Origin of the sequence: Serratia sp. OLAL2, assembly GCF_002752475.1 — a bacterium.
Classification (GTDB): Bacteria; Pseudomonadota; Gammaproteobacteria; order Enterobacterales; family Enterobacteriaceae; genus Serratia; species Serratia bockelmannii.
Genome location: NZ_MSTL01000018.1, coordinates 40160 through 61103, shown reverse-complemented (window position 1 = coordinate 61103; position 20944 = coordinate 40160). Strand labels below are relative to the sequence as shown.

General features: G+C 57.2%; 24 protein-coding genes and 1 riboswitch. Of the genes, 13 read left to right on the top strand and 11 right to left on the bottom strand.

What is annotated here, in order from left to right:
- Positions 1 to 470: 470 nt before the first annotated feature.
- From pabB to BVU99_RS13765, 4 genes are all read left to right on the top strand, one after another.
- A complete protein-coding gene (gene pabB / locus BVU99_RS13780) occupies positions 471 to 1844 on the top strand; it encodes an aminodeoxychorismate synthase component 1 (RefSeq protein ID WP_043143602.1) in 1374 nt (457 codons plus the stop codon).
- A complete protein-coding gene (locus tag BVU99_RS13775) occupies positions 1841 to 2419 on the top strand; it encodes a CoA pyrophosphatase (RefSeq protein ID WP_025303155.1) in 579 nt (192 codons plus the stop codon). The genes pabB and BVU99_RS13775 overlap by 4 nt, the downstream gene beginning before the upstream one ends.
- A gap of 446 nt (positions 2420 to 2865) precedes the next feature.
- Entirely contained in the window at positions 2866 to 4230 is a 1365-nt protein-coding gene (sdaA, locus tag BVU99_RS13770; RefSeq protein WP_043143577.1) for an L-serine ammonia-lyase, read from the top strand.
- A gap of 268 nt (positions 4231 to 4498) precedes the next feature.
- The gene (locus BVU99_RS13765; protein ID WP_025303157.1) at positions 4499 to 6085 is read left to right on the top strand and encodes an EAL domain-containing protein; all 1587 of its coding nucleotides are present in this window, start codon (positions 4499 to 4501) and stop codon (positions 6083 to 6085) included.
- Positions 6086 to 6101: 16 nt separating this feature from the next.
- Here BVU99_RS13765 and BVU99_RS13760 read toward each other — a convergent pair whose 3' ends face one another.
- A complete protein-coding gene (locus tag BVU99_RS13760; protein WP_025303158.1) occupies positions 6102 to 7646 on the bottom strand; it encodes a TerC family protein in 1545 nt (514 codons plus the stop codon).
- A 562-nt stretch (positions 7647 to 8208) separates the two neighbouring features.
- Here BVU99_RS13760 and manX point away from each other — a divergent pair.
- The 5 genes from manX (at position 8209) to mntP (ending at position 12375) form a co-directional block, all read left to right on the top strand.
- Positions 8209 to 9168 carry a PTS mannose transporter subunit IIAB gene (gene manX / locus BVU99_RS13755; RefSeq protein WP_025303159.1) on the top strand — a complete coding sequence of 320 codons (960 nt, stop codon included), beginning with the start codon at positions 8209 to 8211 and terminating at the stop codon, positions 9166 to 9168.
- Between the two features lie 56 nt (positions 9169 to 9224).
- The gene (locus BVU99_RS13750; protein ID WP_015378156.1) at positions 9225 to 10025 is read left to right on the top strand and encodes a PTS mannose/fructose/sorbose transporter subunit IIC; all 801 of its coding nucleotides are present in this window, start codon (positions 9225 to 9227) and stop codon (positions 10023 to 10025) included.
- Between the two features lie 15 nt (positions 10026 to 10040).
- Entirely contained in the window at positions 10041 to 10883 is an 843-nt protein-coding gene (locus BVU99_RS13745; RefSeq protein ID WP_015378157.1) for a PTS mannose transporter subunit IID, read from the top strand.
- A gap of 50 nt (positions 10884 to 10933) precedes the next feature.
- Positions 10934 to 11392, top strand: a complete 459-nt coding sequence (locus tag BVU99_RS13740; protein WP_025303160.1) for a DUF986 family protein — start codon at positions 10934 to 10936, stop codon at positions 11390 to 11392.
- Positions 11393 to 11610: 218 nt separating this feature from the next.
- Positions 11611 to 11798, top strand: a riboswitch (yybP-ykoY riboswitch).
- 7 nt (positions 11799 to 11805) lie between these two features.
- Positions 11806 to 12375: a manganese efflux pump MntP gene (gene mntP, locus BVU99_RS13735; protein ID WP_025303161.1), complete on the top strand. Its 570-nt coding sequence runs from the start codon at positions 11806 to 11808 to the stop codon at positions 12373 to 12375.
- Positions 12376 to 12436: 61 nt separating this feature from the next.
- Here the strand turns inward: mntP and rlmA are convergent, their stop codons facing one another.
- Complete coding sequence (rlmA, locus tag BVU99_RS13730; protein WP_099817155.1) at positions 12437 to 13255, bottom strand: 23S rRNA (guanine(745)-N(1))-methyltransferase; 819 nt, start codon at positions 13253 to 13255, stop codon at positions 12437 to 12439.
- Positions 13256 to 13416: 161 nt separating this feature from the next.
- On the opposite strand from rlmA, the gene pgeF reads away from it, so the two are divergent.
- The gene (gene pgeF, locus BVU99_RS13725; RefSeq protein ID WP_099817154.1) at positions 13417 to 14133 is read left to right on the top strand and encodes a peptidoglycan editing factor PgeF; all 717 of its coding nucleotides are present in this window, start codon (positions 13417 to 13419) and stop codon (positions 14131 to 14133) included.
- A 52-nt stretch (positions 14134 to 14185) separates the two neighbouring features.
- Here pgeF and cspE read toward each other — a convergent pair whose 3' ends face one another.
- From cspE to BVU99_RS13710, 3 genes are all read right to left on the bottom strand, one after another.
- Positions 14186 to 14395, bottom strand: coding sequence for a transcription antiterminator/RNA stability regulator CspE (cspE, locus tag BVU99_RS13720; RefSeq protein ID WP_002221949.1), 210 nt, complete (start codon positions 14393 to 14395; stop codon positions 14186 to 14188).
- A 41-nt stretch (positions 14396 to 14436) separates the two neighbouring features.
- Positions 14437 to 14553: a DUF2627 domain-containing protein gene (locus BVU99_RS13715; protein ID WP_002211058.1), complete on the bottom strand. Its 117-nt coding sequence runs from the start codon at positions 14551 to 14553 to the stop codon at positions 14437 to 14439.
- Between the two features lie 680 nt (positions 14554 to 15233).
- A complete protein-coding gene (locus BVU99_RS13710; protein WP_043143568.1) occupies positions 15234 to 16268 on the bottom strand; it encodes an MBL fold metallo-hydrolase in 1035 nt (344 codons plus the stop codon).
- 220 nt (positions 16269 to 16488) lie between these two features.
- On the opposite strand from BVU99_RS13710, the gene BVU99_RS13705 reads away from it, so the two are divergent.
- A complete protein-coding gene (locus tag BVU99_RS13705; RefSeq protein WP_033640076.1) occupies positions 16489 to 16779 on the top strand; it encodes a hypothetical protein in 291 nt (96 codons plus the stop codon).
- A 46-nt stretch (positions 16780 to 16825) separates the two neighbouring features.
- On the opposite strand, the gene BVU99_RS13700 is transcribed toward BVU99_RS13705, so the two are convergent.
- The 3 genes from BVU99_RS13700 to BVU99_RS13690 all read right to left on the bottom strand — a co-directional run bounded on the left by BVU99_RS13700 (position 16826) and on the right by BVU99_RS13690 (position 18976).
- Positions 16826 to 18187 (bottom strand): amino acid permease, encoded by a 1362-nt coding sequence (locus tag BVU99_RS13700; RefSeq protein ID WP_049203952.1) that lies wholly within the window; start codon positions 18185 to 18187, stop codon positions 16826 to 16828.
- A gap of 175 nt (positions 18188 to 18362) precedes the next feature.
- Entirely contained in the window at positions 18363 to 18599 is a 237-nt protein-coding gene (locus BVU99_RS13695) for a DUF4060 family protein (RefSeq protein ID WP_025303167.1), read from the bottom strand.
- A gap of 74 nt (positions 18600 to 18673) precedes the next feature.
- Complete coding sequence (locus tag BVU99_RS13690) at positions 18674 to 18976, bottom strand: phage protein NinX family protein (protein ID WP_004927682.1); 303 nt, start codon at positions 18974 to 18976, stop codon at positions 18674 to 18676.
- Positions 18977 to 19145: 169 nt separating this feature from the next.
- On the opposite strand from BVU99_RS13690, the gene fos reads away from it, so the two are divergent.
- The gene (gene fos / locus BVU99_RS13685) at positions 19146 to 19553 is read left to right on the top strand and encodes a fosfomycin resistance glutathione transferase (RefSeq protein ID WP_025303168.1); all 408 of its coding nucleotides are present in this window, start codon (positions 19146 to 19148) and stop codon (positions 19551 to 19553) included.
- Positions 19554 to 19592: 39 nt separating this feature from the next.
- Here fos and BVU99_RS13680 read toward each other — a convergent pair whose 3' ends face one another.
- Both BVU99_RS13680 and mgrB read right to left on the bottom strand, forming a co-directional pair.
- A complete protein-coding gene (locus tag BVU99_RS13680) occupies positions 19593 to 19871 on the bottom strand; it encodes a YebO family protein (protein WP_049203953.1) in 279 nt (92 codons plus the stop codon).
- An 81-nt stretch (positions 19872 to 19952) separates the two neighbouring features.
- The gene (gene mgrB, locus BVU99_RS13675; protein ID WP_019452853.1) at positions 19953 to 20069 is read right to left on the bottom strand and encodes a PhoP/PhoQ regulator MgrB; all 117 of its coding nucleotides are present in this window, start codon (positions 20067 to 20069) and stop codon (positions 19953 to 19955) included.
- Between the two features lie 203 nt (positions 20070 to 20272).
- On the opposite strand from mgrB, the gene BVU99_RS13670 reads away from it, so the two are divergent.
- Positions 20273 to 20506, top strand: coding sequence for a YobH family protein (locus BVU99_RS13670; RefSeq protein WP_004927690.1), 234 nt, complete (start codon positions 20273 to 20275; stop codon positions 20504 to 20506).
- 40 nt (positions 20507 to 20546) lie between these two features.
- Here BVU99_RS13670 and BVU99_RS13665 read toward each other — a convergent pair whose 3' ends face one another.
- The gene (locus BVU99_RS13665; protein WP_025303170.1) at positions 20547 to 20786 is read right to left on the bottom strand and encodes a DUF2766 family protein; all 240 of its coding nucleotides are present in this window, start codon (positions 20784 to 20786) and stop codon (positions 20547 to 20549) included.
- Between the last annotated feature and the right edge of the window lie 158 nt (positions 20787 to 20944).

The following is a 20944-nucleotide window of genomic DNA, read 5'->3' as shown; positions in this document are numbered from 1 at the left end:
AGAAATCGCTTCAGCGCCCGAGCGAAATATGACGCAAACATTCACATTTCCGCCGCAGGCTAAATAAGATTCATCTTGTTTGTCTTTTCATGCTTTCTACAAGAAAAGCGTTCCACAACAAGGAATAACTTTCACAAGACGGCCACCGTAAAAAACACAGGCAAAACCGTTTCGCATCGCCCGCTTAATAACAGCGAGCAACAATAAAAGTGTGAAATTAACGAGTTGCCTTTATATTTCTCGGGTCTTGCGCCCTCGGTGAAAAATGCTTCCAGTTATTTTGACGTTAAATTTTTAACATATCGAAGTATAAACAATGGCGCAAAAAATGCCTTATTTCAGGTTTATTGAACTACCGTTTATGTGAGGTGTGCTGCATGTCTCGCATGGCAAAACATGCATGCCATGGCCGTCTATGGCACACTAGCCGCCAGATATCGCCGTCCTCACAGCCAGGTTTATTGACGTTCATGAGCGTAACCGCCCCAAACATAAAATCTTTGCCCTACAGCCGCAGTGCCCTGATGACGCTTTTCGCCCCGATTTCAACCCACCCGTGGGCGATGCTGCTGCATTCGGGCTTCGCCGACCATTCGCATAACCGCTTCGACATCCTGGTCGCGCAGCCGTGCGTTACGCTCACCACCCAGGGCGCCAGCACGAAAATAGAAAGTGACGGCGTCACTATTCAGTCGAAGGAAGATCCATTCTCCCTGCTGCAGCAACACCTGGTGGCGCAAGGTTGGCAACCGGCGTTTAACCCGGATCTGCCATTTCAGGGCGGCGCACTGGGGCTGTTCGGCTACGATCTCGGGCGGCGGGTGGAAAGCTTGCCGCAGTTGGCCGCAGCCGACCTCGCCTTGCCGGACATGGCGGTGGGCATTTATGACTGGGCGCTGATCGCCGATCACCGGCTGCAAACCCTGACGCTGCTCAGCTATGGCGACGTGGAACAGCGCTGGTGCTGGCTCAATAGCCAAACCGCGCCGACAGAACGCCCTTTCACGCTGCTGAGCGACTGGCGCGCCAATATGAGCCGGCGGCAATACGGCGAGAAATTCCAACGTATTCAGCGCTACCTGCGCAGCGGTGACTGTTACCAAATTAATCTGGCGCAACGGTTCTCCGCCGACTATCAGGGAGATGAGTGGCAGGCTTTCTGTCGATTGAGCGCCTGCAACCGCGCGCCGTTCTCGGCCTTCCTGCGCCTTCCGCACAACAGCGTACTGAGCGTCTCTCCCGAGCGCTTCCTGTGGCTGGAGCAGCAGCGCATCCAAACCCGCCCGATCAAGGGCACGCTGCCGCGGCTGGCGGACGCGGAACAGGACGCCGCTCAGGCTCGCCGTTTGGCCGATTCCCCCAAGGATCGCGCTGAAAATCTGATGATCGTCGATCTGCTGCGCAACGATATCGGCCGCGTCGCCCAGCCTGGCAGCGTACGGGTGCCGGAACTGTTTGCCGTGGAGCCGTTTCCCGCCGTGCATCACCTGGTGAGCACTATCACCGCAACCCTGCCGGAACAGACCTCGGCGGCCGAACTGCTGCGCGCCTGCTTCCCCGGCGGCTCGATCACCGGCGCGCCCAAGGTGCGGGCGATGGAAATCATCGAAGAGCTGGAGCCGCAGCGCCGCAATGCCTATTGCGGCAGTATCGGTTACCTAAGCGCCTGCGGCACCATGGACACCAATATCACCATCCGCACGCTCGTCACCGAAAACGGCCGCATCCACTGCTCCGCCGGTGGCGGCATCGTGGCGGACAGCCAGGAGCAGGCGGAATACCAGGAGACCTTTGACAAGGTTGGCCGTATTCTGCCGCAGCTTGGGGAGTGTGCCCTGTCGTGATCCCATCGAACACACCGGCCTCACTGCACGCCTTTATCAGCCGTTTTCAACTGCAGCTGCCCCAGGCGGCGCAGATCTCGCACAATGTGCGCCCGGCGGCGGTGCTGATCCCGATCGTCTGCCGCGCAGAGCCGACGCTGCTGTTGACCCGCCGCGCCGACTCGCTGCGCAAACATGCCGGCCAGGTGGCCTTCCCCGGCGGTAAAACCGATGCCGAAGACGGGTCGGCGATCGTCACGGCGCTGCGAGAAGCGCAGGAAGAAGTGGCGATACCACCGCAGGCGGTGACCGTCCTCGGCCAAATGGCGCCGCTCGACAGCAGCACCGGATTTCAGGTCACGCCCATCGTCGGCCTGGTCTCGCCGGATGTGCAGTTCCACGCCAATGAGGGTGAAGTGGCGGACGTGTTCGAGATGCCCTTGAGGGAAGCGCTGACCCTGTCGCGTTACTATCCGCTGGATATTCATCGCGCCGGCCATACGCACCGCATTTACCTCTCCTGGTATCACAGCCAGTTTATCTGGGGGCTGACCGCAGCCATCATTCGGCGTCTGGCGCAGCAGGTCAGTATTTAGCCCATATTACGTGATCTGACTCGCAATCTGGCATGGCCGACGGCCTCCGCTGCCGGTAAAGCGATCGAAATCACTTCATTTGAACGCTTTTTCAACTACCGTTCCGATTGAATGGTTTTAAAAAAACTGTAAACCCTCTCTTAAACCTTACGAAATACCTGTAAAATACCACCGTCCGAGATAAACCACTGTAGAAACAGGGATTAAGCCGGCGGCGTTCAGCACGGAAAGCTGGCGCGATTACCGCTAATGGAGCTTGGGCGAAAGCGGATACCTCGCATAAGGGTTCGCCCTGGGTAATCAGTAAAAAAAGCGACACCACGGATTATTTAATTTCATGCGAAAAAGGCAGCCGAACCCGCACGGCCCTTTTACAATATCGCTGTTCCCTGCGCGGTTTTTAACCGCCGCAGCCATAACAATACGTCTCTTTAAGGAGTTTTAGCGTGATTAGCGTTTTCGACATGTTTAAGATCGGCATCGGCCCGTCCAGCTCTCATACGGTTGGACCGATGAAAGCCGGCAAACAGTTTGTCGACGATCTGGTAAATAAAGGCCTGATGCCTTCTATCACGCGTGTTGCCGTAGACGTTTACGGCTCACTCTCATTGACCGGTAAAGGTCACCATACCGATATCGCCATCATTCTCGGCCTGGCCGGCAACATGCCGGACACCGTCGATATCGATAGCATTCCTGGCTTTATTCGCGATGTAGAACAACGTCAACGCCTGATGCTGGCCAACGGCCTGCATGAAGTCGATTTCCCACGCGACGGCGGCATGGTCTTCCGCAGCGACAACCTGCCGCTGCACGAGAACGGCATGCAAATCCACGCCTTCGCCGGCGATAGAGAAGTGTACAGCAAGACCTATTACTCCATCGGCGGCGGTTTCATCGTCGACGAGGAGAACTTCGGTAAGGACGCCGAGCAAGAGCTGCAAATGCCTTATCCATTCAACTCCGCGCGCGAAATGCTCGACCACTGCCGCGAGACCGGGCTGTCACTGTCCGGCATGGTGATGCAGAACGAACTGGCGCTGCACAGCAAGCAAGAGATCGAAACCTACTTCGGCAACGTCTGGCAAACCATGCGAGCCTGTATCGATCGCGGTCTGAACACCGAAGGCGTGCTGCCGGGGCCGCTGCGCGTACCGCGCCGTGCTTCCGCGTTGCGCCGCATGCTGGTGGCGTCGGACAAACTGTCCAACGATCCGATGAACGTGATCGACTGGGTCAACATGTTCGCACTGGCGGTTAACGAAGAAAACGCCGCCGGCGGCCGCGTCGTCACCGCGCCGACCAACGGTGCCTGCGGCATCGTGCCTGCGGTGCTGGCTTACTACGATCACTTTATCGAGTCCGTCAGCCCGGATATCTACATCCGTTACTTTATGGCAGCGGGCGCCATCGGCGCGTTGTACAAGATGAACGCGTCCATTTCCGGCGCCGAAGTCGGGTGTCAGGGCGAAGTCGGCGTGGCCTGCTCCATGGCGGCCGCAGGCCTGGCTGAACTGCTGGGCGGCAGCCCTGAGCAGGTCTGTGTGGCGGCGGAAATCGGCATGGAACACAACCTGGGGCTGACCTGTGACCCGGTCGCCGGCCAGGTACAGGTGCCGTGCATCGAGCGCAACGCCATCGCCTCGGTCAAGGCGATCAACGCCGCCCGCATGGCTCTGCGCCGCACCAGCGAACCGCGCGTTTCGCTGGATAAGGTGATCGAGACCATGTACGAAACCGGCAAAGATATGAACGCCAAATACCGAGAAACATCACGCGGTGGCCTGGCAATCAAGGTGCAATGCGACTGACAGACAACCCCGCCGCCCGGCGGGGTTTTTTATGGGCAATCAATTCATTGACCGTTTTTAGTGACAATGTCACCAGAAAATATCCTGCATTTTTCTCATCGATCCAGCGGTTAGCCTGCAAATTGACCTTCTGTTTTGCCAAATCGAAATAATTTACTGAGTTACCATCAATCTTGTATAACCTCAGGCTAGAATTAGCCGAGCGCAACTTAAGGAGCTGTGGCCTGACTGTGACTCGGAGCTGGATTACCGAACAAGGATTTACCGGATGTTGATGACCCACCTCGCCGCGTCCCAATATCGTTACTACCGTTGGCTGCTGGCCGGAGCGGTGGGCGTGGCTATTCTGTTGGTATCGCTGTATACCCGTTACTATCAAGAGGTCAAAAGCATCGAGCAGAGCCAGCAAACGTTGGCCACCCGCACCGTCGGCAAAATTGACCAGCTGTTGTCCCCCGCGCAGCTGCAGGCGGAACGCAGTATGGACATGCTGGAACAACCCTGCGAGAACGTCTCATCGACCCTGCGCTTTCGCGCCGCGCAAAATCAGGCGCTGCGCGCCATGCTGCTGGTAAAAAATGGCATCATCTACTGCTCCAGTCTGTTTGGCGCCCGACATTATCAGTTGGCTGCAGTGCTGCCGATTTTCGTCAACAGCAACGTCAGGCTGGCGCTGCGCCCTTCGTTGGCGGTGAGCAAAGGACTGCCCACGTTGGTGATGTGGACACCCTCCCCCGGCGATAGAAGCAGCGGCGTGCTGCACGTCTTCAATATCGAGCTGTTATCGAACTTTTTACTCGAACCCCAGGAGCCTTATGTTCAGCGCATGGTGCTGAACGTAGCCGACAGCAGCCTGGAATACGGGCGCCGCGAAATCCTGCGCCGCGACACCCTGACCAACGATCTGCGTTACACCGCCGGTTCCGAGCGTTACCCGTTCTCGATTTCGCTGTTCGGCCCGCAGGTCGGCATGTTGGCGTTTTCCGCACTGCCGCGCCATATCCCGCTGGCGCTGCTGATCAGCCTGCTGGCGGCCTATGTGGTCTACCTGCTCACCGCTAACCGCATGAGCCTGTCTTACCACATTGGCCATGCCATTACCCATCGGGAGTTCCGCGTTTACTGCCAACCGATCATTCACAGCGATACCGGGCGCTGTGCCGGCGTAGAGATGCTGCTGCGTTGGAAAAAGAAGCGGCAGGGGTGGATCTCGCCAGACGTGTTTATTCCGTTGGCCGAGCAGCATGACCTCATCATTCCGCTCACTCGCTATCTGATGAACACCGTGACGGAAAATCTGCAGCTGTTCCCGCCACGACCGTCCTTCTACATCAGCATTAACGTTGCTGCCGAGCATTTTAAAACGCTCAACATCATCGACGATATCCGCCAGATTTGGCTGCCGGCACATCCGATGCCCTCATTGATGCTGGAGCTGACCGAACGCACCGCGCTGTCGGCGATCCAGTATGACCAGATTCGCACGCTGAAAGACATGGGGATCATGCTGGCTATCGACGATTTCGGCACCGGCCACAGCTCGCTGAGCTACCTGAAAAACCTCAGCCCGGACGTGTTGAAGATCGACCGCGGGTTTACCGCGGCCATCGGCACCGACGCGGTCAACGCCACGGTGACCGACACCATCATTACGCTGGCGCAGAGGCTGAAGCTGAAACTGGTGGCAGAGGGGGTCGAAACGGAGGAACAGGCCGACTATCTGCGCTCACGCGAGGTCAATGCCCTGCAGGGGTATTATTTCGCCAAGCCGATGCCGATCCACGTTTTCCCGCTGTGGTTGCAACAGTACGAATCGCGCGTCAGGAAAGCGGAAGAGGATCCGCCGGAGGCCTGAGCCCCCGGCGGGAGGGTTACGACTGCGTCGGCTCGTCAAAGACGACGCGGGTAACACGCACCAATTCGATGCGATAGTCGGAGACCTCGACGATATCGAAACGCAGGTGGTTCAGTTCAATGGTGTCCCCCACCACCGGCATCTGGCCGTAGTGAGCCAACAGCAGCCCCGCCAGGGTGGCGTAGTCTGCGGTTGGGCTGACCAAGTCATCGCAGGCCAGCGCCTGTTCCAGCGAGTGCAAATCGGTTCCCCCCTTCACCAGCCAGCCGTCGCCTTCCGCCACGATATCCGGCGTTTCATCCTCGTCCGGGAACTCACCGGCAATCGCTTCCAGCACGTCCAGCGGCGTCACCAGCCCCTGCACAACGCCAAATTCATTGGTGACCACCACCAGACGCCCTTTGGCGCGGCGCAGCACCGCCAGCAGTTTGATGACGTCCATGGTTTCCGGCACCACGATCGGCGGCGTGCGGGCGGCAAACTCGGCAATATCTTCACCCTGCTCCAGCGCCACCAGCAGATCCTTGGCGCGTACCACGCCGACGATCTCATCCACCGAGTCGCGACACACCGGGAACAGACTGTGTGGCGTATCCAGCAACTGGGCGCGCACCTCCTCGCGGGAGCGCTCGCAGTCGACCCAGGAGATGTCCGTGCGAGGCGTCATCACACTGCGTAATGAACGCGAGGCGAGCGTCAACACGCCGCTGATCATATAACGCTCTTCCGCCGCAAAGGTTTCATCCCTCGGCAAAGCGACCTCATCGTCCGACTGCTGCGCGCGCTGCTGCCCCATCAGGCGCATGATCGCTTCCGCGGTGCGCTCGCGCATCGGCCGACGCGCTTGATGCTTGATGAAGTTGCGACGCGCGATCTGGTTGAACAATTCAATCAGGATCGAGAAGCCGATCGCGGCGTACAGATAGCCTTTCGGAATATGCAAACCGAAGCCTTCGGCGATCAGGCTCAGGCCGATCATCAACAGGAAGCTCAGGCACAGCACCACGATGGTCGGGTGCGCATTGACGAAGTTGGTCAATGGCTTGGATGCCAACAGCATCACCGCCATCGCGATCACCACCGCCGCCATCATTACCGGCAGATCGTTCACCATGCCTACGGCGGTAATCACCGCATCAAGCGAAAACACCGCGTCCAGGATCACGATTTGCACCACCACCGCCCAGAACTTGGCATAACCGCGGTTGGCGCCATCCTGGTGCGTCTGCCCTTCCAGCCGCTCATGCAGCTCCATGGTGGCCTTGAACAGCAGGAATACCCCGCCGAACAGCAGGATAAGATCGCGGCCAGAGAAGCTGAAATCGCCGACGCTGAACAGCGGTGTGGTCAGGGTTACCATCCAGGAGATCACCGACAGCAGGCCCAAACGCATCAGCAACGCCAGCGACAGGCCGATAACGCGCGCCTTATCGCGCTGCTTCGGCGGCAATTTGTCGGCCAAAATGGCGATGAACACCAGGTTGTCGATGCCCAGCACGATTTCCAGCACCACCAGCGTAAGCAACCCCGCCCAAATAGAGGGGTCCATTAAAAATTCCATATCAGACTCCAGAAAAAAGTGGGAATGAGCGCTCGCCGCTCAGACGTGACGATGCCGCCGCTGCATGGGCGCAGTCGACAATAGCAAGGTGACGGGATGGGGTTACCGGGAGATGGCCGAAGGGCCGAACAGCATATACAACGCCAGCAGGTGGCGGGTGAAACCTGGAAAAACAGTAACTTCGGTGACAGTCCATAGGGAGGGCTGAGGCCCTTCACTCCTTAGTGATGAAAGAAGAAATTACTGTATCAGGATTTTTCTGGGGGACAAAGCGGCTTTTTCAACGGCGGTTTAGGGTGGCGCCACACCATATCGTCTGCGACAGCTAAGATTTCTCCGAGCATTCAATAGCAGAGCAACGTCACAAAAAATATTTTTTCACTCACTAAAATAAATCTCGCGTTCGTGAAGTATCACGCACAGGCATTTGAAACTGCGTGAGAAATGTTAGGCGTGCGTTTCTTTTTTTCTACCATAATGTATCTGAACCGCGGAAGTGACTGCCAAGACGGCGCGGAGAAACGACACACACCGCGTCTGGAGTTCAACGAGGAGGTAGCGAGTGGCAATAGCTATTATCATCGGCACACACGGGGCTGCAGCGGAACAACTGCTGAAAACGGCGGAGATGCTATTGGGCGAGCAGGACAACGTCGCCTTTATAGACTTCGTTCCCGGTGAGAATGCCGAAACGTTAATCGTCAAGTACAACGAAAAAATCAGTGGGTTGGATACCAGCGGCGGCGTGCTGTTCCTGGTGGATACCTGGGGCGGCAGCCCGTTCAACGCCGCCAGCCGCATTGCGGTCGACAAAGAAAACTATGAGGTCGTCACCGGGGTCAACATCCCGATGCTGGTGGAAACCTTCATGGCGCGGGACGACAACCCCGCTTTCGATGAACTGGTGGCGCTGGCGTTGGAAACCGGCCGTGAAGGCGTGAAAGCGCTGAAAAAACCGCAGGAAGAACCCGCAAAACCCGCAGCCCCCGTCGCCAAAGCCGCTGCCCCTCAGGCGCCGCTGGGGCCGAACGACCACATGAAAATCGGCCTGGCGCGCATCGATGATCGCTTAATCCACGGCCAGGTCGCTACCCGCTGGACCAAAGAGACCAACGTCAGCCGCATTATCGTCGTCAGCGATGAAGTCGCCGCCGACCATGTGCGCAAGACCCTGCTGACCCAGGTTGCCCCGCCGGGCGTCACCGCCCACGTGGTGGACGTGGCGAAGGCCATCCGCGTCTGGAACAACCCGAAATACGCCAACGATCGCGTGATGCTGTTATTCACCAACCCGACCGACGTCTGGCGTTTGGTGGAAGGCGGCGTGGAGATTACATCCGTCAATATCGGCGGCATGGCGTTCCGCCAGGGGAAAACCCAGGTGAACAACGCCGTTTCCGTCGATGAAAAAGATATCGAAGCGTTTAAGAAACTGAACGATCGCGGTATCGAGCTGGAGGTACGTAAGGTCTCGTCCGACAGCCGGCTAAAAATGATGGACCTGATTAACAAACTCAATTAGTGGCGCCAGCCGCTAATTATTTTACTCAGAGCTTTTTTGGTCATAGGAGAAGTGCAATGGAGATCACCACTCTTCAGATTGTGCTGATATTTATCGTTGCCTGTATCGCCGGGATGGGTTCCGTCCTCGACGAGTTCCAGTTCCACCGTCCGCTGGTCGCCTGTACCCTGATCGGCTTTATCCTCGGCGATATGAAAACCGGCATCATCATCGGCGGTACGCTGGAAATGATCGCCCTGGGCTGGATGAACATCGGTGCGGCCGTCGCGCCGGATGCTGCCCTGGCGTCCATCATTTCGACCATTCTGGTCATCGCCGGCGGGCAAAGCGTCGGCGCCGGTATCGCCCTGGCCATTCCGCTGGCGGCGGCCGGCCAGGTATTAACCATCATCGTGCGTACCCTCACCGTGGCGTTCCAGCACGCGGCGGATAGCGCAGCGGAGCGCGGCAGCCTGCGCGCCATTAGCTGGATCCATGTCGGCGCCCTGCTGCTGCAGGCGATGCGTATCGCCATCCCGGCGGTCATTGTCGCCATCTCGGTCGGCACCGCCGGGGTACACGCCTTGCTCAACTCGATCCCGGAAGTGGTCACCAGCGGCCTGAACATCGCCGGCGGCATGATCGTCGTGGTCGGTTACGCAATGGTGATTAACATGATGCGCGCCGGCTACCTGATGCCGTTCTTCTATCTCGGTTTCGTTACCGCCGCCTTCACCAACTTCAACCTGGTGGCGCTCGGCGTCATTGGCGTGGTGATGGCCGTGCTGTATATCCAGCTCAGCCCGAAATACAACAAGTCTCAAGTTGTACAGGCCGGCCCGGCTAACGCGAACGATCTCGATAACGAACTCGACTAGGAATAGGTGAGAGAAATGGTTGATACAACTGCTCAAAAGAAACTCACGCCGGCCGATATTCGCGGCGTATTCCTGCGTTCGAACCTGTTCCAGGGTTCATGGAACTTCGAACGCATGCAGGCGCTGGGTTTTTGCTTCTCGATGGTGCCGGTGATCCGCCGCCTGTATCCGGAAAACAATGACGATCGCAAACAGGCGATCAAGCGTCACCTGGAGTTCTTCAACACCCACCCTTACGTGGCGGCGCCGGTGCTCGGTGTGACCATGGCGATGGAAGAGCAACGCGCCAACGGCGCGCCGATCGATGACGCCGCAATCAACGGCATCAAGGTCGGTTTGATGGGGCCTTTAGCGGGCGTCGGTGACCCGATCTTCTGGGGTACCGTGCGACCGGTGTTCGCCGCGCTTGGGGCGGGCATCGCCATGAGCGGCAGCCTGCTTGGACCGATCCTGTTCTTCGTGCTGTTCAACCTGGTGCGCCTGCTGACCCGCTACTACGGCGTGGCCTACGGTTACCGTAAAGGGGTCGATATCGTCAACGACATGGGCGGCGGCTTCCTGCAGAAACTGACGGAAGGAGCGTCCATTCTCGGCCTGTTTGTCATGGGGGCGCTGGTCAACAAGTGGACGCACGTGAATATCCCGCTGGTGGTGTCCAAGATAACCGACCAGACCGGGCATACCAACGTCACCACGGTGCAGACCATCCTCGACCAGCTGATGCCGGGCCTGGTGCCGTTGCTGCTGACCTTCGCCTGTATGTGGCTGCTGCGCAAGAAAGTCAACGCGCTGTGGATCATCATCGGCTTCTTCGTCATCGGTATCTTTGGCTATTGGATTGGCCTGCTGGGCCTGTAATCGTTCGAAACGGCCGGGGGGCAACCCCCGGCTTTTTTATGGAGCAAGAGATGTCACTGACCGACGCCGTACTGATGCTGTTTATCGCCCTGCTGTTGTTGTATTCGCTGTACGACGAATTCGGCATGGATCTGCTGAAAGGTAAAACGCGGCTCAAAGTACCGCTTAAACGCCGCCACCGCCTCGACAGCCTGATTTTCGTCGGCCTGATCGCCATTCTGATTTACCGCAATGTCACCGACAACGGTGCGGTATTAACCACCTATCTGCTTATTTCTTTGGCGTTGCTCGCCATCTATATTTCTTATATTCGCGCTCCCAAGATGGTGTTTAAAGCGCACGGTTTTTTCTTCGCCAATGTGTTTGTCGAATATAACCGCATTAAAGCCATGAATTTATCGGAGGACGGCATTCTGGCCGTCGACCTGGAACAGCGCCGGCTGTTGGTTCAGGTGACCCACCTGGACGACCTGGAGAAGATTTACCACTTTTTTGTTGATAATCAATAAATAAAGAAAAATTAACGTTATTTTAGCTCAAACCTTGCGCTGCTTGTGGGTAATTAATCGGCAGCGCAATCTCCTTTCTGACTATTATTTCTGCAACATTGTTACCCCTGGCTACATTATATTCCCGCATGAAATTAGATTAATGAAAACGAGTCTCAATTAAGAACAAACATTGCCATAGAATAAGGTTGTCCGTGGCGGAAATAATATGATATGGTTGCGCCGTCATTGGGGAGTAGCCGGTTTCTGGAGAATAAAAAGCCAGAAACGCCCGTATCAACATACTCGTTTCGCCGTAAGAAACGTGGTGCGGGCAGCCAGGTAAGGTTGGCGAGACCATAGACACGTAACTCCGTCGTTTGGTTGGGGGTGGGTTACGTGTATATGGAGCCACCCGGCCGAGGCTATTTCACATGAACCTTTCAGCAACGCTTATTCTCGCTTTTGGCATGTCCATGGATGCTTTCGCCGCGTCGATCGGCAAAGGTGCCAGCTTGCATCAACCCCGTTTCCGCGAAGCGATCCGCACCGGCCTGATCTTCGGCGTGGTCGAAGCGATCACCCCGCTCATCGGTTGGGCCATCGGCCTGTTCGCCAGTCAATACATCATGGAATGGGACCACTGGGTCGCCTTCTCGCTGCTGTTCATTCTCGGCATGCGCATGATCGTCGAAGGGGTACGTAACAAGCCCGATGAAGAAGAGAAGGTCAAACGTCATGGTTTCTGGTTGCTGGTCGCCACCGCCATCGCCACCAGCCTCGACGCGATGGCCATCGGCGTCGGTCTGGCTTTCCTGCAGGTGAACATCGTGCATACCGCGATGGCCATCGGCTGCGCCACCATGATCATGGCGACGTTAGGCATGATGATCGGCCGCTTTATCGGCCCGCTGCTGGGCAAGCGCGCCGAAATCCTCGGCGGCGTGGTGCTGATCGGTATCGGCGTCAACATTCTGCTGGAGCACCTCGGCTACCTGGCCTGAAGCGCTCGCTTTGAAAAAAACCTGCCGCGGCAGGTTTTTTTGTTTTTGAGTTCAAGGCCCCTTAAGCGCGACGTCGGTACAACGCCAGCACGAAGTCCGTCTCGCACACAAACTCGCCGCTCTCGGCCACCCGCTGTTGCACCTCCGGCGTGGCGCGCCAGGCGAACGGCGTCATCTGCAGCAGATTGGCGGCCTGCGTGCCCGGTAGGGTCATCGTATAGGCCAGCGCCTCTTTGCGCTCGCAGTCGAATCCGGCGAACTGTTCATCCTGTTCGGCATGCAGCTGCACCTGCTGGTACACCTGCTCTTTCAGCTGGTACAGATGACGCGGGCCCGGCGACACCGTCAGCACCACGCCGCCCGGCTTCACTACCCGTGCCAGCTCCTCCGCCTTGCAAGGTGCATAAATGCGCAAGACCGCATCCAACGCCCCATCGGCGAACGGCAAACGGTGACTGGAAGCGACGCAGAACGAGACCGCCGGATAACGTTTAGCGGCGTAGCGGATCGCCACCTTGGCGACATCCAGCCCATAGACCGCCATATTGCGCTCCTGGGCCAGCCTGGCGGCCACCGCGGCAGTGTAATACCCTTCCCCACAGCCTATGTCCAACAACGCGCCAGCATCGGCCGCCAGCGCCAAACCCAGCCACTCGGCCACCTGCTCTTGCAACGGCTGATAATATCCACCGTCGAGAAACGCTCGCCGCGCCTGCATCATTTCCGCGCTGTCTCCCGGCTGCTTCGATCGCTTGTGCTGTACCGGCAGCAGATTGACGTAGCCCTCTTTGGCCTGATCGAACTGATGATTGCCGTCACAACGCCAGTGTTGTGATGAAAAATGCAGCGATTGATGACACAGGGGACATTGATAAGACATGAATGGGCTTCCAGAGAGACAGGGCGCGGCTAGTCTAAAGAAGGCGCCGGTTTGATGCAAGGCGCATCCCCACTCGCTTTCGCCGCCAACAACACCTGGCCAAGCGGGGAAAAAGCTGGCTACACTGAGAGTCTGTTTTCTCACGCAGGTGAACATAACTTATGAGCGATCGTTCCGCGCTGCTCGATGCGGTGCCTCACATTCAGCACGGCTTCGGCAGCAAACTCGCGCTGCTGCCAGGGCATCTACTGCCCTACAGCGCCACGCTGCCGGAAAAAAAGCAGGTACACGGCACCCGCATCGTCGACGTGCTGCAACCGGCGCAGGCGTGCGGCGAGGCCGATGGTTTTTATACTCGCCAGCCCGGCATTCTGATCAGCGTACTGACGGCGGACTGTCTGCCGGTGCTGTTCAGCCGCCGCGACGGTGGCGCTATCGCGGCGGTACACGCCGGCTGGCGCGGGTTAATGGACGGCATTCTGGAGCAGATGGCGTCCCGCATTCGCCAAGATGGCGACACCGCCGATTGGGTGGTGTCTATCGGCCCCGCCGCCGGCCCATGCTGCTACGAAGTCGATGAAGCGCTGGTGGAGAATTTTAAACAGCGCCTGCCGCTGCCCGCCACGCTGATCAGCCCGCATTACCGGCATCTGGATCTGGCCGCAATTGCCGAATACAAGCTGACGGCGCTCGGTTTCGCCGCCGTTGACCGCGCCGGCAGTTGCACCATCTGCACGCCGGACGTCGACCCGCAGCGGCCGCAGCGCTTCAAATACACCAGCTATCGCCGCAACAGCCATCGGCGCGCGCAGGATCCGACGCATCCGGGGATCAAAGGCCGCAACCAGTACGCAGGCATCGTCATCGCCGCCGGATGACGGAAACGAAAAAGCCCGCGCGAAGGCGGGCTTTTTGTACAGCTGACGCTGATTAGATAGCAGTAACGTTTACTGCAGATGGGCCTTTCTGGCCATCTTGGATTTCGAACTCAACGTTCTGGCCTTCAGCCAGGGTTTTGAAGCCGTTACCCTGGATTGCAGAGAAGTGTACGAACACGTCTTTGCTGCCGTCAGCCGGGGTGATGAAACCGAAACCTTTAGACTCGTTGAACCACTTAACTTGACCTTTGATCTTTGCCATCTTGAGTATTTCCTTTGGATTGTTTAAACCGCCCGTGGGCGTTACATAGACAAACTAGAGTCGTTACTGCTTGAGGCACTAAGATAAGGATCGGCAGAGAAGCGGTATTCAACGCTAACGTCTTTACTCAGAACTTCTTTACTGAAAATGCCACACATATACAGAACTGTACCTCGTTTTACCCAGATGCGTTATCACATACTCTGTATGCGATGGCAAGCCATTTTTAATCACTGAACGACATGTCGCACATATTTGAAACGGTCGAGAGCCACATTTGCTTAAATAGGCCAAAAGATGTTGAAGCATCGGCTATTTTCTGCTTGCTAAAACCACCGCACCAGACCCCGCATTCTGGTGGAGTTTTAACAAAACTTTCATCGTTTTGTCGCATGTCCGTCTCGTCATTTCCGCTTTTTTGCCGCTTATAGCGTTAAAAAATTTGAATCTTTATGGAATTTGATATGCAACATTTGAATATCGATGAACGGGGGCCAATTTATTCATCGCTGCTCCGACCCTTTACCGTCGAAAACGCATCATCATCAGCCCTCAGCCCTGCCGCCACACCGCGCGAGCAGGAGCAGCACACAGGCGGGCGATGATGTTACCGTCCTGCACAACGGTTGCATAAGCATGCAACGTCCAGACGCCTCTCCCGCTGGCCAGTGGCTTCATCCTAAATAATCCGAAAACCATCAGTCCGAATAGCCGGAATAATCTTATGAATAGCAAAAGTGTGGCGTTGAATTAAATCCTGAAGATCGGGTGGTTATTTGAATCACCACCCGCACTTATCAATTTTGCTAATTACTGCCGCGCTTTCAAACCGTTGCTCTTATTCTTTCCTCTGTACCGCAGGGCGAAGAGACCACGCTTGCTGAGAATCCTGCAACGCGATGCGCTCGCCAATCTTCAGCGGGTGGAATTGATGCTGTTCAAGCCCCGCCTCACTCAGCGCCAGATTCAACTGCTGCGGCGGTTCGTCCAGCGACTCATCCGCCAATTCGAATACCCCCCAATGGATGGGAATGGCGCGCGGCTGATTGAGTTGACGGTACAGCGTCACCGACTGCTGCGGATCCATATGCTGCTCCTGCATAAACCAGCGCGGTGCGTAGGCGCCGATGGGCAGCGCCGCCACGTCGAACGGCCCCAGCCGTTGACCAATCTCCGCCAGCCGTTCCGAATAACCGCTGTCGCCGGAAAAATAAAACCGCAGCCCCGGATGGTGGATCACCCATCCACACCACAGTGAGCGATTGCGATCCCACAGCGTGCGCATGCTCCAGTGCCGCGCCGGCGTGGCGTAGACCGTCAGCTCGCCCAACGGCAGACTTTGCCACCAGTCCAGCTCATGCACCTTCAGCCGATAACGGCGGAACCAGCGCTTCAAGCCGAGCGGCACGATGAACTCGGCCTGAGGGAAACGCCGCGCCAATTGCCGCACCGTGCGCCTGTCAAGGTGGTCATAATGGTTATGGGAGATCAGTACCGCATCCACCGCCGGCAGTTGCTCCACCGTCAGCGGCGGCGGCGTTCTGCGCTTCGGGCCGTAAAAGCTCAGTGGCGATGCACGTTCGGACAACACCGGATCGATCAGGATATAGCGCCCGCTCAACCGCAGCAGCATCGAGGCATGCCCCAACCACCAGACGCTGTCGTCGTTGCCGCTGAGATCGGCAGGCTGCCACCAGCGTTCGGTAAATTGTGCGTAACCCTGCTGCGGCGGCTTGGGCAATCCCTGGCGCTTGCGTTCATCTTGCCAACGTTGAAGGTCCCCCTCCTGACGCCGCGAAGGTTCCAGGTTGCGAAATCCCTCCGGCGTATGATGCGCCTTGGCCGCGTCGTAATAACGGTTGATTCTTTTCATCCAGCCTTTTCTCCCGACCACTGCGCCCTGCACGGGCATGACTTTCAGTGTAACAAACCCGATGAAGCTCGCACTTTGTCAGCCGTGCGCTGCATCTCGGGACCTTTTGCCGTATGCTGTTGTCTCACTCCGGTGAGACAGCCAGGGCCGCCAAGAGCCCGTTAAGACTCTCTTAAGATCTTTGTGATTGACTTGTAGGGCATACAGAAAAGGAGAAGTTATGAGTCGTTCTACATCCCGCAAATCAGGCTCAAGCCTGGGGCGCCGTATTCGCAGCGCGCTGCTGGCGCAGAAGCAATACTGGAAAATGTATTTCGCCATGAAGTTGCGCCGTCTGCGCGTACCTGCACCGCTGGTGCTGCTGGGCGGTTCGCTGCTCGGATTCTTCATGTTGACCCTGCTGATGCTCAGCGTGGTGGCCATCGACGTGATCAGTACTCTGCTGTTGCTGTGCCGGAAACTGCTGGGGCGGGGGCACGGAGAGGGGCGCGCCTTTATGCCGCGCGGCTAACGAGAAGAGAAGCGGAGGCGCGCCATACGCCTCCGCAGCAAACAGATTAACGCTTGGCGTCTTTGCGGCGCGTCAGCATAAACCCGCACCACAGCACCGCAACCCACAGCGGCATCAAAAGCACCGAAATACGGATCCCTTCGCTGAAATACATAATCACCAGAATCAGGCCGAGGAACGCCAGACACAGGTAGTTGCCGAACGGATACCACAGCGCCTTAAAGCTGGGAATGACGCCCTGGCGGGTCTTGGCAGCGCGGAATTTCAGGTGCGCCAGGCAGATCATCACCCAGTTGATGACCAACGTTGAAACCACCAGCGCCATCAGTAACTCGAACGCCTTACCGGGCATCAGGTAGTTAATCAGCACGCCGATCGAAGTAATCAACGCCGACAGCGCGATGGACAGCACCGGCACGCCGCGCTTGTTAACGCGCGTCAGCGCCTTCGGTGCATTGCCTTGGCTGGCCAGCCCAAACAGCATGCGGCTGTTGGCGTAGACACCGCTGTTGTAAACCGACAGCGCGGCGGTCAATACCACCACGTTGAGCACGGTTGCCACCAGATTGCTGTTCAGCGCATGGAAGATCAACACGAACGGGCTACCGCCCTCCACCACTTGCCCCCACGGATAGAGCGACAGCAGCACAGTCAGCGAGCCGATATAGAAGATCAGAATGCGGTACACCACCTGATTGGTGGCTTTAGGAATGCTGCGACGCGGATCGGCGGCCTCCGCCGCGGTGATGCCGACCATTTCCAGGCCGCCGAACGAGAACATGATCACCGCCATCGCCATCACCAGCCCCGAGAAGCCGTGCGGCATAAAGCCACCCTGCTGCCACAGGTTGGTGATGCTGGCCTGTGGCCCGCCGTTGCCGCTCGCCAACAGCCAGGCGCCGAACACGATCATGCCGACAATCGCCACCACCTTGATGATGGCGAACCAGAACTCGGTTTCGCCGTACAGGCGCACATTTACCAGGTTAATCAGGTTGATCAGCACGAAAAACAGCGCGGCGGAGGCCCAGGTGGGGATCTCCGGCCACCAGTACTGAATGTAGATGCCGACGGCGGTCAATTCCGCCATGCCGACCAGAATGAACATCGCCCAATAATTCCAGCCGGAAAGAAAGCCGGCGAAGTCGCCCCAATACTTATAGGCAAAGTGGCTGAAAGATCCGGCGACCGGCTCCTCCACCACCATTTCGCCCAGCTGGCGCATGATCAAAAACGCGATAAAACCGCCGATGGCGTAGCCCAACAGCACGGCGGGGCCGGCCATCTTGATGGTTTGCGCAATGCCGAGAAATAAACCGGTGCCAATGGCGCCCCCGAGGGCAATAAGCTGTATATGTCTGTTTTTTAAGCCGCGTTTTAGCGGAGTATCCTGATGCTGACCGCCCATCTTATCCTCATATGGCGTACACCCTTGCCGTTATCGGCCAAGATTTCACCAATCAATAAATGTATCTGCGGGCGGCTTTTTAACACTTAACCCCGTGAGCATCAAGGAGAAGCGCCCCGAGACGGCGTAGCGGAGCGCGATTTTTTAACCGTGAGAAAGCGTGAAATGGCGGCGTTCAGCCTGGCATGCCGCACAGTTTGGTCAGGTTGCGCGCGCCTATCATCAGCGTGGCGACATAAGATTGGCGACGCGTGACCACTTCCACCGCCACGCGATCGTTTTGATATTTTATCAGGTAGGTCGAGGGCCAACCCTGACGACGCTGGCCAAAGCTTTCGGCATGACGATCGATCGCCGCATGGGCAATCACCAGATGAGACAAGTTTTTATCACCTTTGATAATGCGCTTCATAAACAGCCTCCGCCAACGACAGCTCTGTTATTAGAAAAAGGAGAAACTCTTACCAATCACCGGTATTGTTCGACTCAGTTAGCCTGCCGGCTCATCAGGAAGCAGATCATCGCCGCGCGCAGCGGGCTGGCGCTGTCCGCCTGCCATTCACCGCCCTGGGTGCTCATGCGCGCCTGCCACTGCGGGCTGTCGCTTTGGTTGTCGGGGTTCAGACTGATTTTGTTGGCGCAAATGATCGGCCAGGCATCGGAGGGATTCTTGCAGTAATCTTTACCTTTCACACCACCGTAGGGATACCACTTGTCCGGGTTCTCTCCGGTCAGCAGCGCGATGCTGCGGTTCACTTCGGCATCGCTTTCTTCGTACCATTTAATCATCGGCTTCATCCATCTTTCGTAAGGTTCGCGCTACATTACGATGTCTGTAAGACAGTTTTATGACAGTGCCGCCGGTTTTCACATTATCTGAACTAATGTTTTGCTCCCTTTAACTTTTCTCCCCTTCTGCGTACACTTTTCCTCTGTTTAGCGCCCAGGAAACGCACGCATGTTGACCGGCCTCAACCACCTGACGCTCGCCGTCAGCGATCTCGATCGCAGCTTCGATTTTTATCGTCATCTGTTGGGGTTTACCCCTCACGCCCGCTGGCAAGGCGGCGCCTATCTGTCGTTGGGGGCGTTGTGGCTGTGTCTGTCATTGGATGAGGCCCGCATGCAACCACGGGAGCGTGATTACACCCATTACGCCTTCAGCGTCGCGCCGGAACACATTGAACGGGTCAGCGAGCGGCTGCGCCAGGCCGGCGTCGAAGAGTGGAAAAGCAATCGCAGCGAAGGCGAATCGCTCTACTTTCTCGATCCCGATGGGCATCAGTTGGAGATCCATGCCGGCGATCTGGCCAGCCGCCTGGCGGCATGCCGGGAAAAACCGTATCAGGGCATGGTGTTTTACTGAAACGCCCCGGCGACGCTGCCGCCGGCCGGAGCATCATGTTCAACGTTCGGGGATAAAACCTTTGAAATCCAGCGCGGGGCTGAGATCGTCGTCGTCACCCGCAGCGGCGCCGTCAGCGCCTGCGCTGTGCGCCAAACGCTTCAACAGCGCCGTTTGCTGGCGTTGTTGCTCGGCAATTTCCTGCAGCAGGCGAATCTGCTCGTTGGCGCGCACACTGGCGCGGTTCACCAGGAACCAAACCCACAGCCCGGCCAACAATGCCACAACGGCGAGCGCCAGCGACAACAGGCCGTTCTGGCCAAAACCTAAATCGTACATGGACAACCCTATCTACTGCGAAATTCAGGCCGCCATCTTAGCACTCGCGGCGGCCGTGCGAACATCCCTACCGAAAATTGCTTACCAGGGCACGAAGCGGGTCACCGAACAGATGCCCAACGCAAAATTTCCACCGTCGTCGCAATAGCTATCCAGCGCCAGCAGGTAGAAAAACAGGCAGGCAGCGACGGCCGTCATTATCACGAGGATTTTTTTTCGCAACAAATTTAGCAGCCTCATTGTTATCTGGGTAATCTATCGCGCATGTTATCACAGCGAAGTTAAACGAAGTTTAACTTTCCGTTTAGATTTCTGGCTATTGCCCGGTTTTCAGACTGTTACCCTTGTCGTCGCGCGGCAGTCATGGCTAGATGAACCCTCAGGGATAATGAGGAAGCGCAATGAGCAAATTGATTAAGTGGGTACTGGTGCTAGCGGTCATTTACGGCGGTTTTTTGATCTCGGGTTACGGCGTGCTGATCGGCAGCAACAAAAACGTTGGCGGGTTGGGATTGCAGTGCAAATACCTGACGGCGCGCAACGTGGCGATCGCCCAGTACGTGAATGGCGACAACGGTTTCATCGGCGTAGCCGACTGCCCGTTGTTCAAGAAAATCGAAACGGTGGTGGATTAACCGCCACCGCCCGACGCCGTCGCTTTGCGGCGGCCCCGCCTCAGCTGCGGGTGAATTTCATCTCGATCAGCGCAATCGCCTTGTCAATCGCTCGGCGTGTCACCGGATCGGCACCTGCCGGGTGCGTGGAGAAATCAATGCTTTTTAGCTGACCCGCCATCTTGTCGCGCACTTCGGTCGGCGCAATCACGTCGATAACGTCCAAAATCTGTTTGATGACCAGTTGGCAAGCGACCAGATCGGAAGCCAGTTCCTGCTCGTTGCTCAGCATGTCAGACATAATAACTTTCCCTCTTGATTCAAACGCCGCACAGAATAGCACGGCGTCCGCGCCATTGCCCGCTCTCCCCGTTTTTTTCCCCTTCTGCGCACCGCCGGGCAAAAGCCCGCGTCGGATTAGCCTATACTTGCAGCATGACGGTGGCAAAAACCACCCAT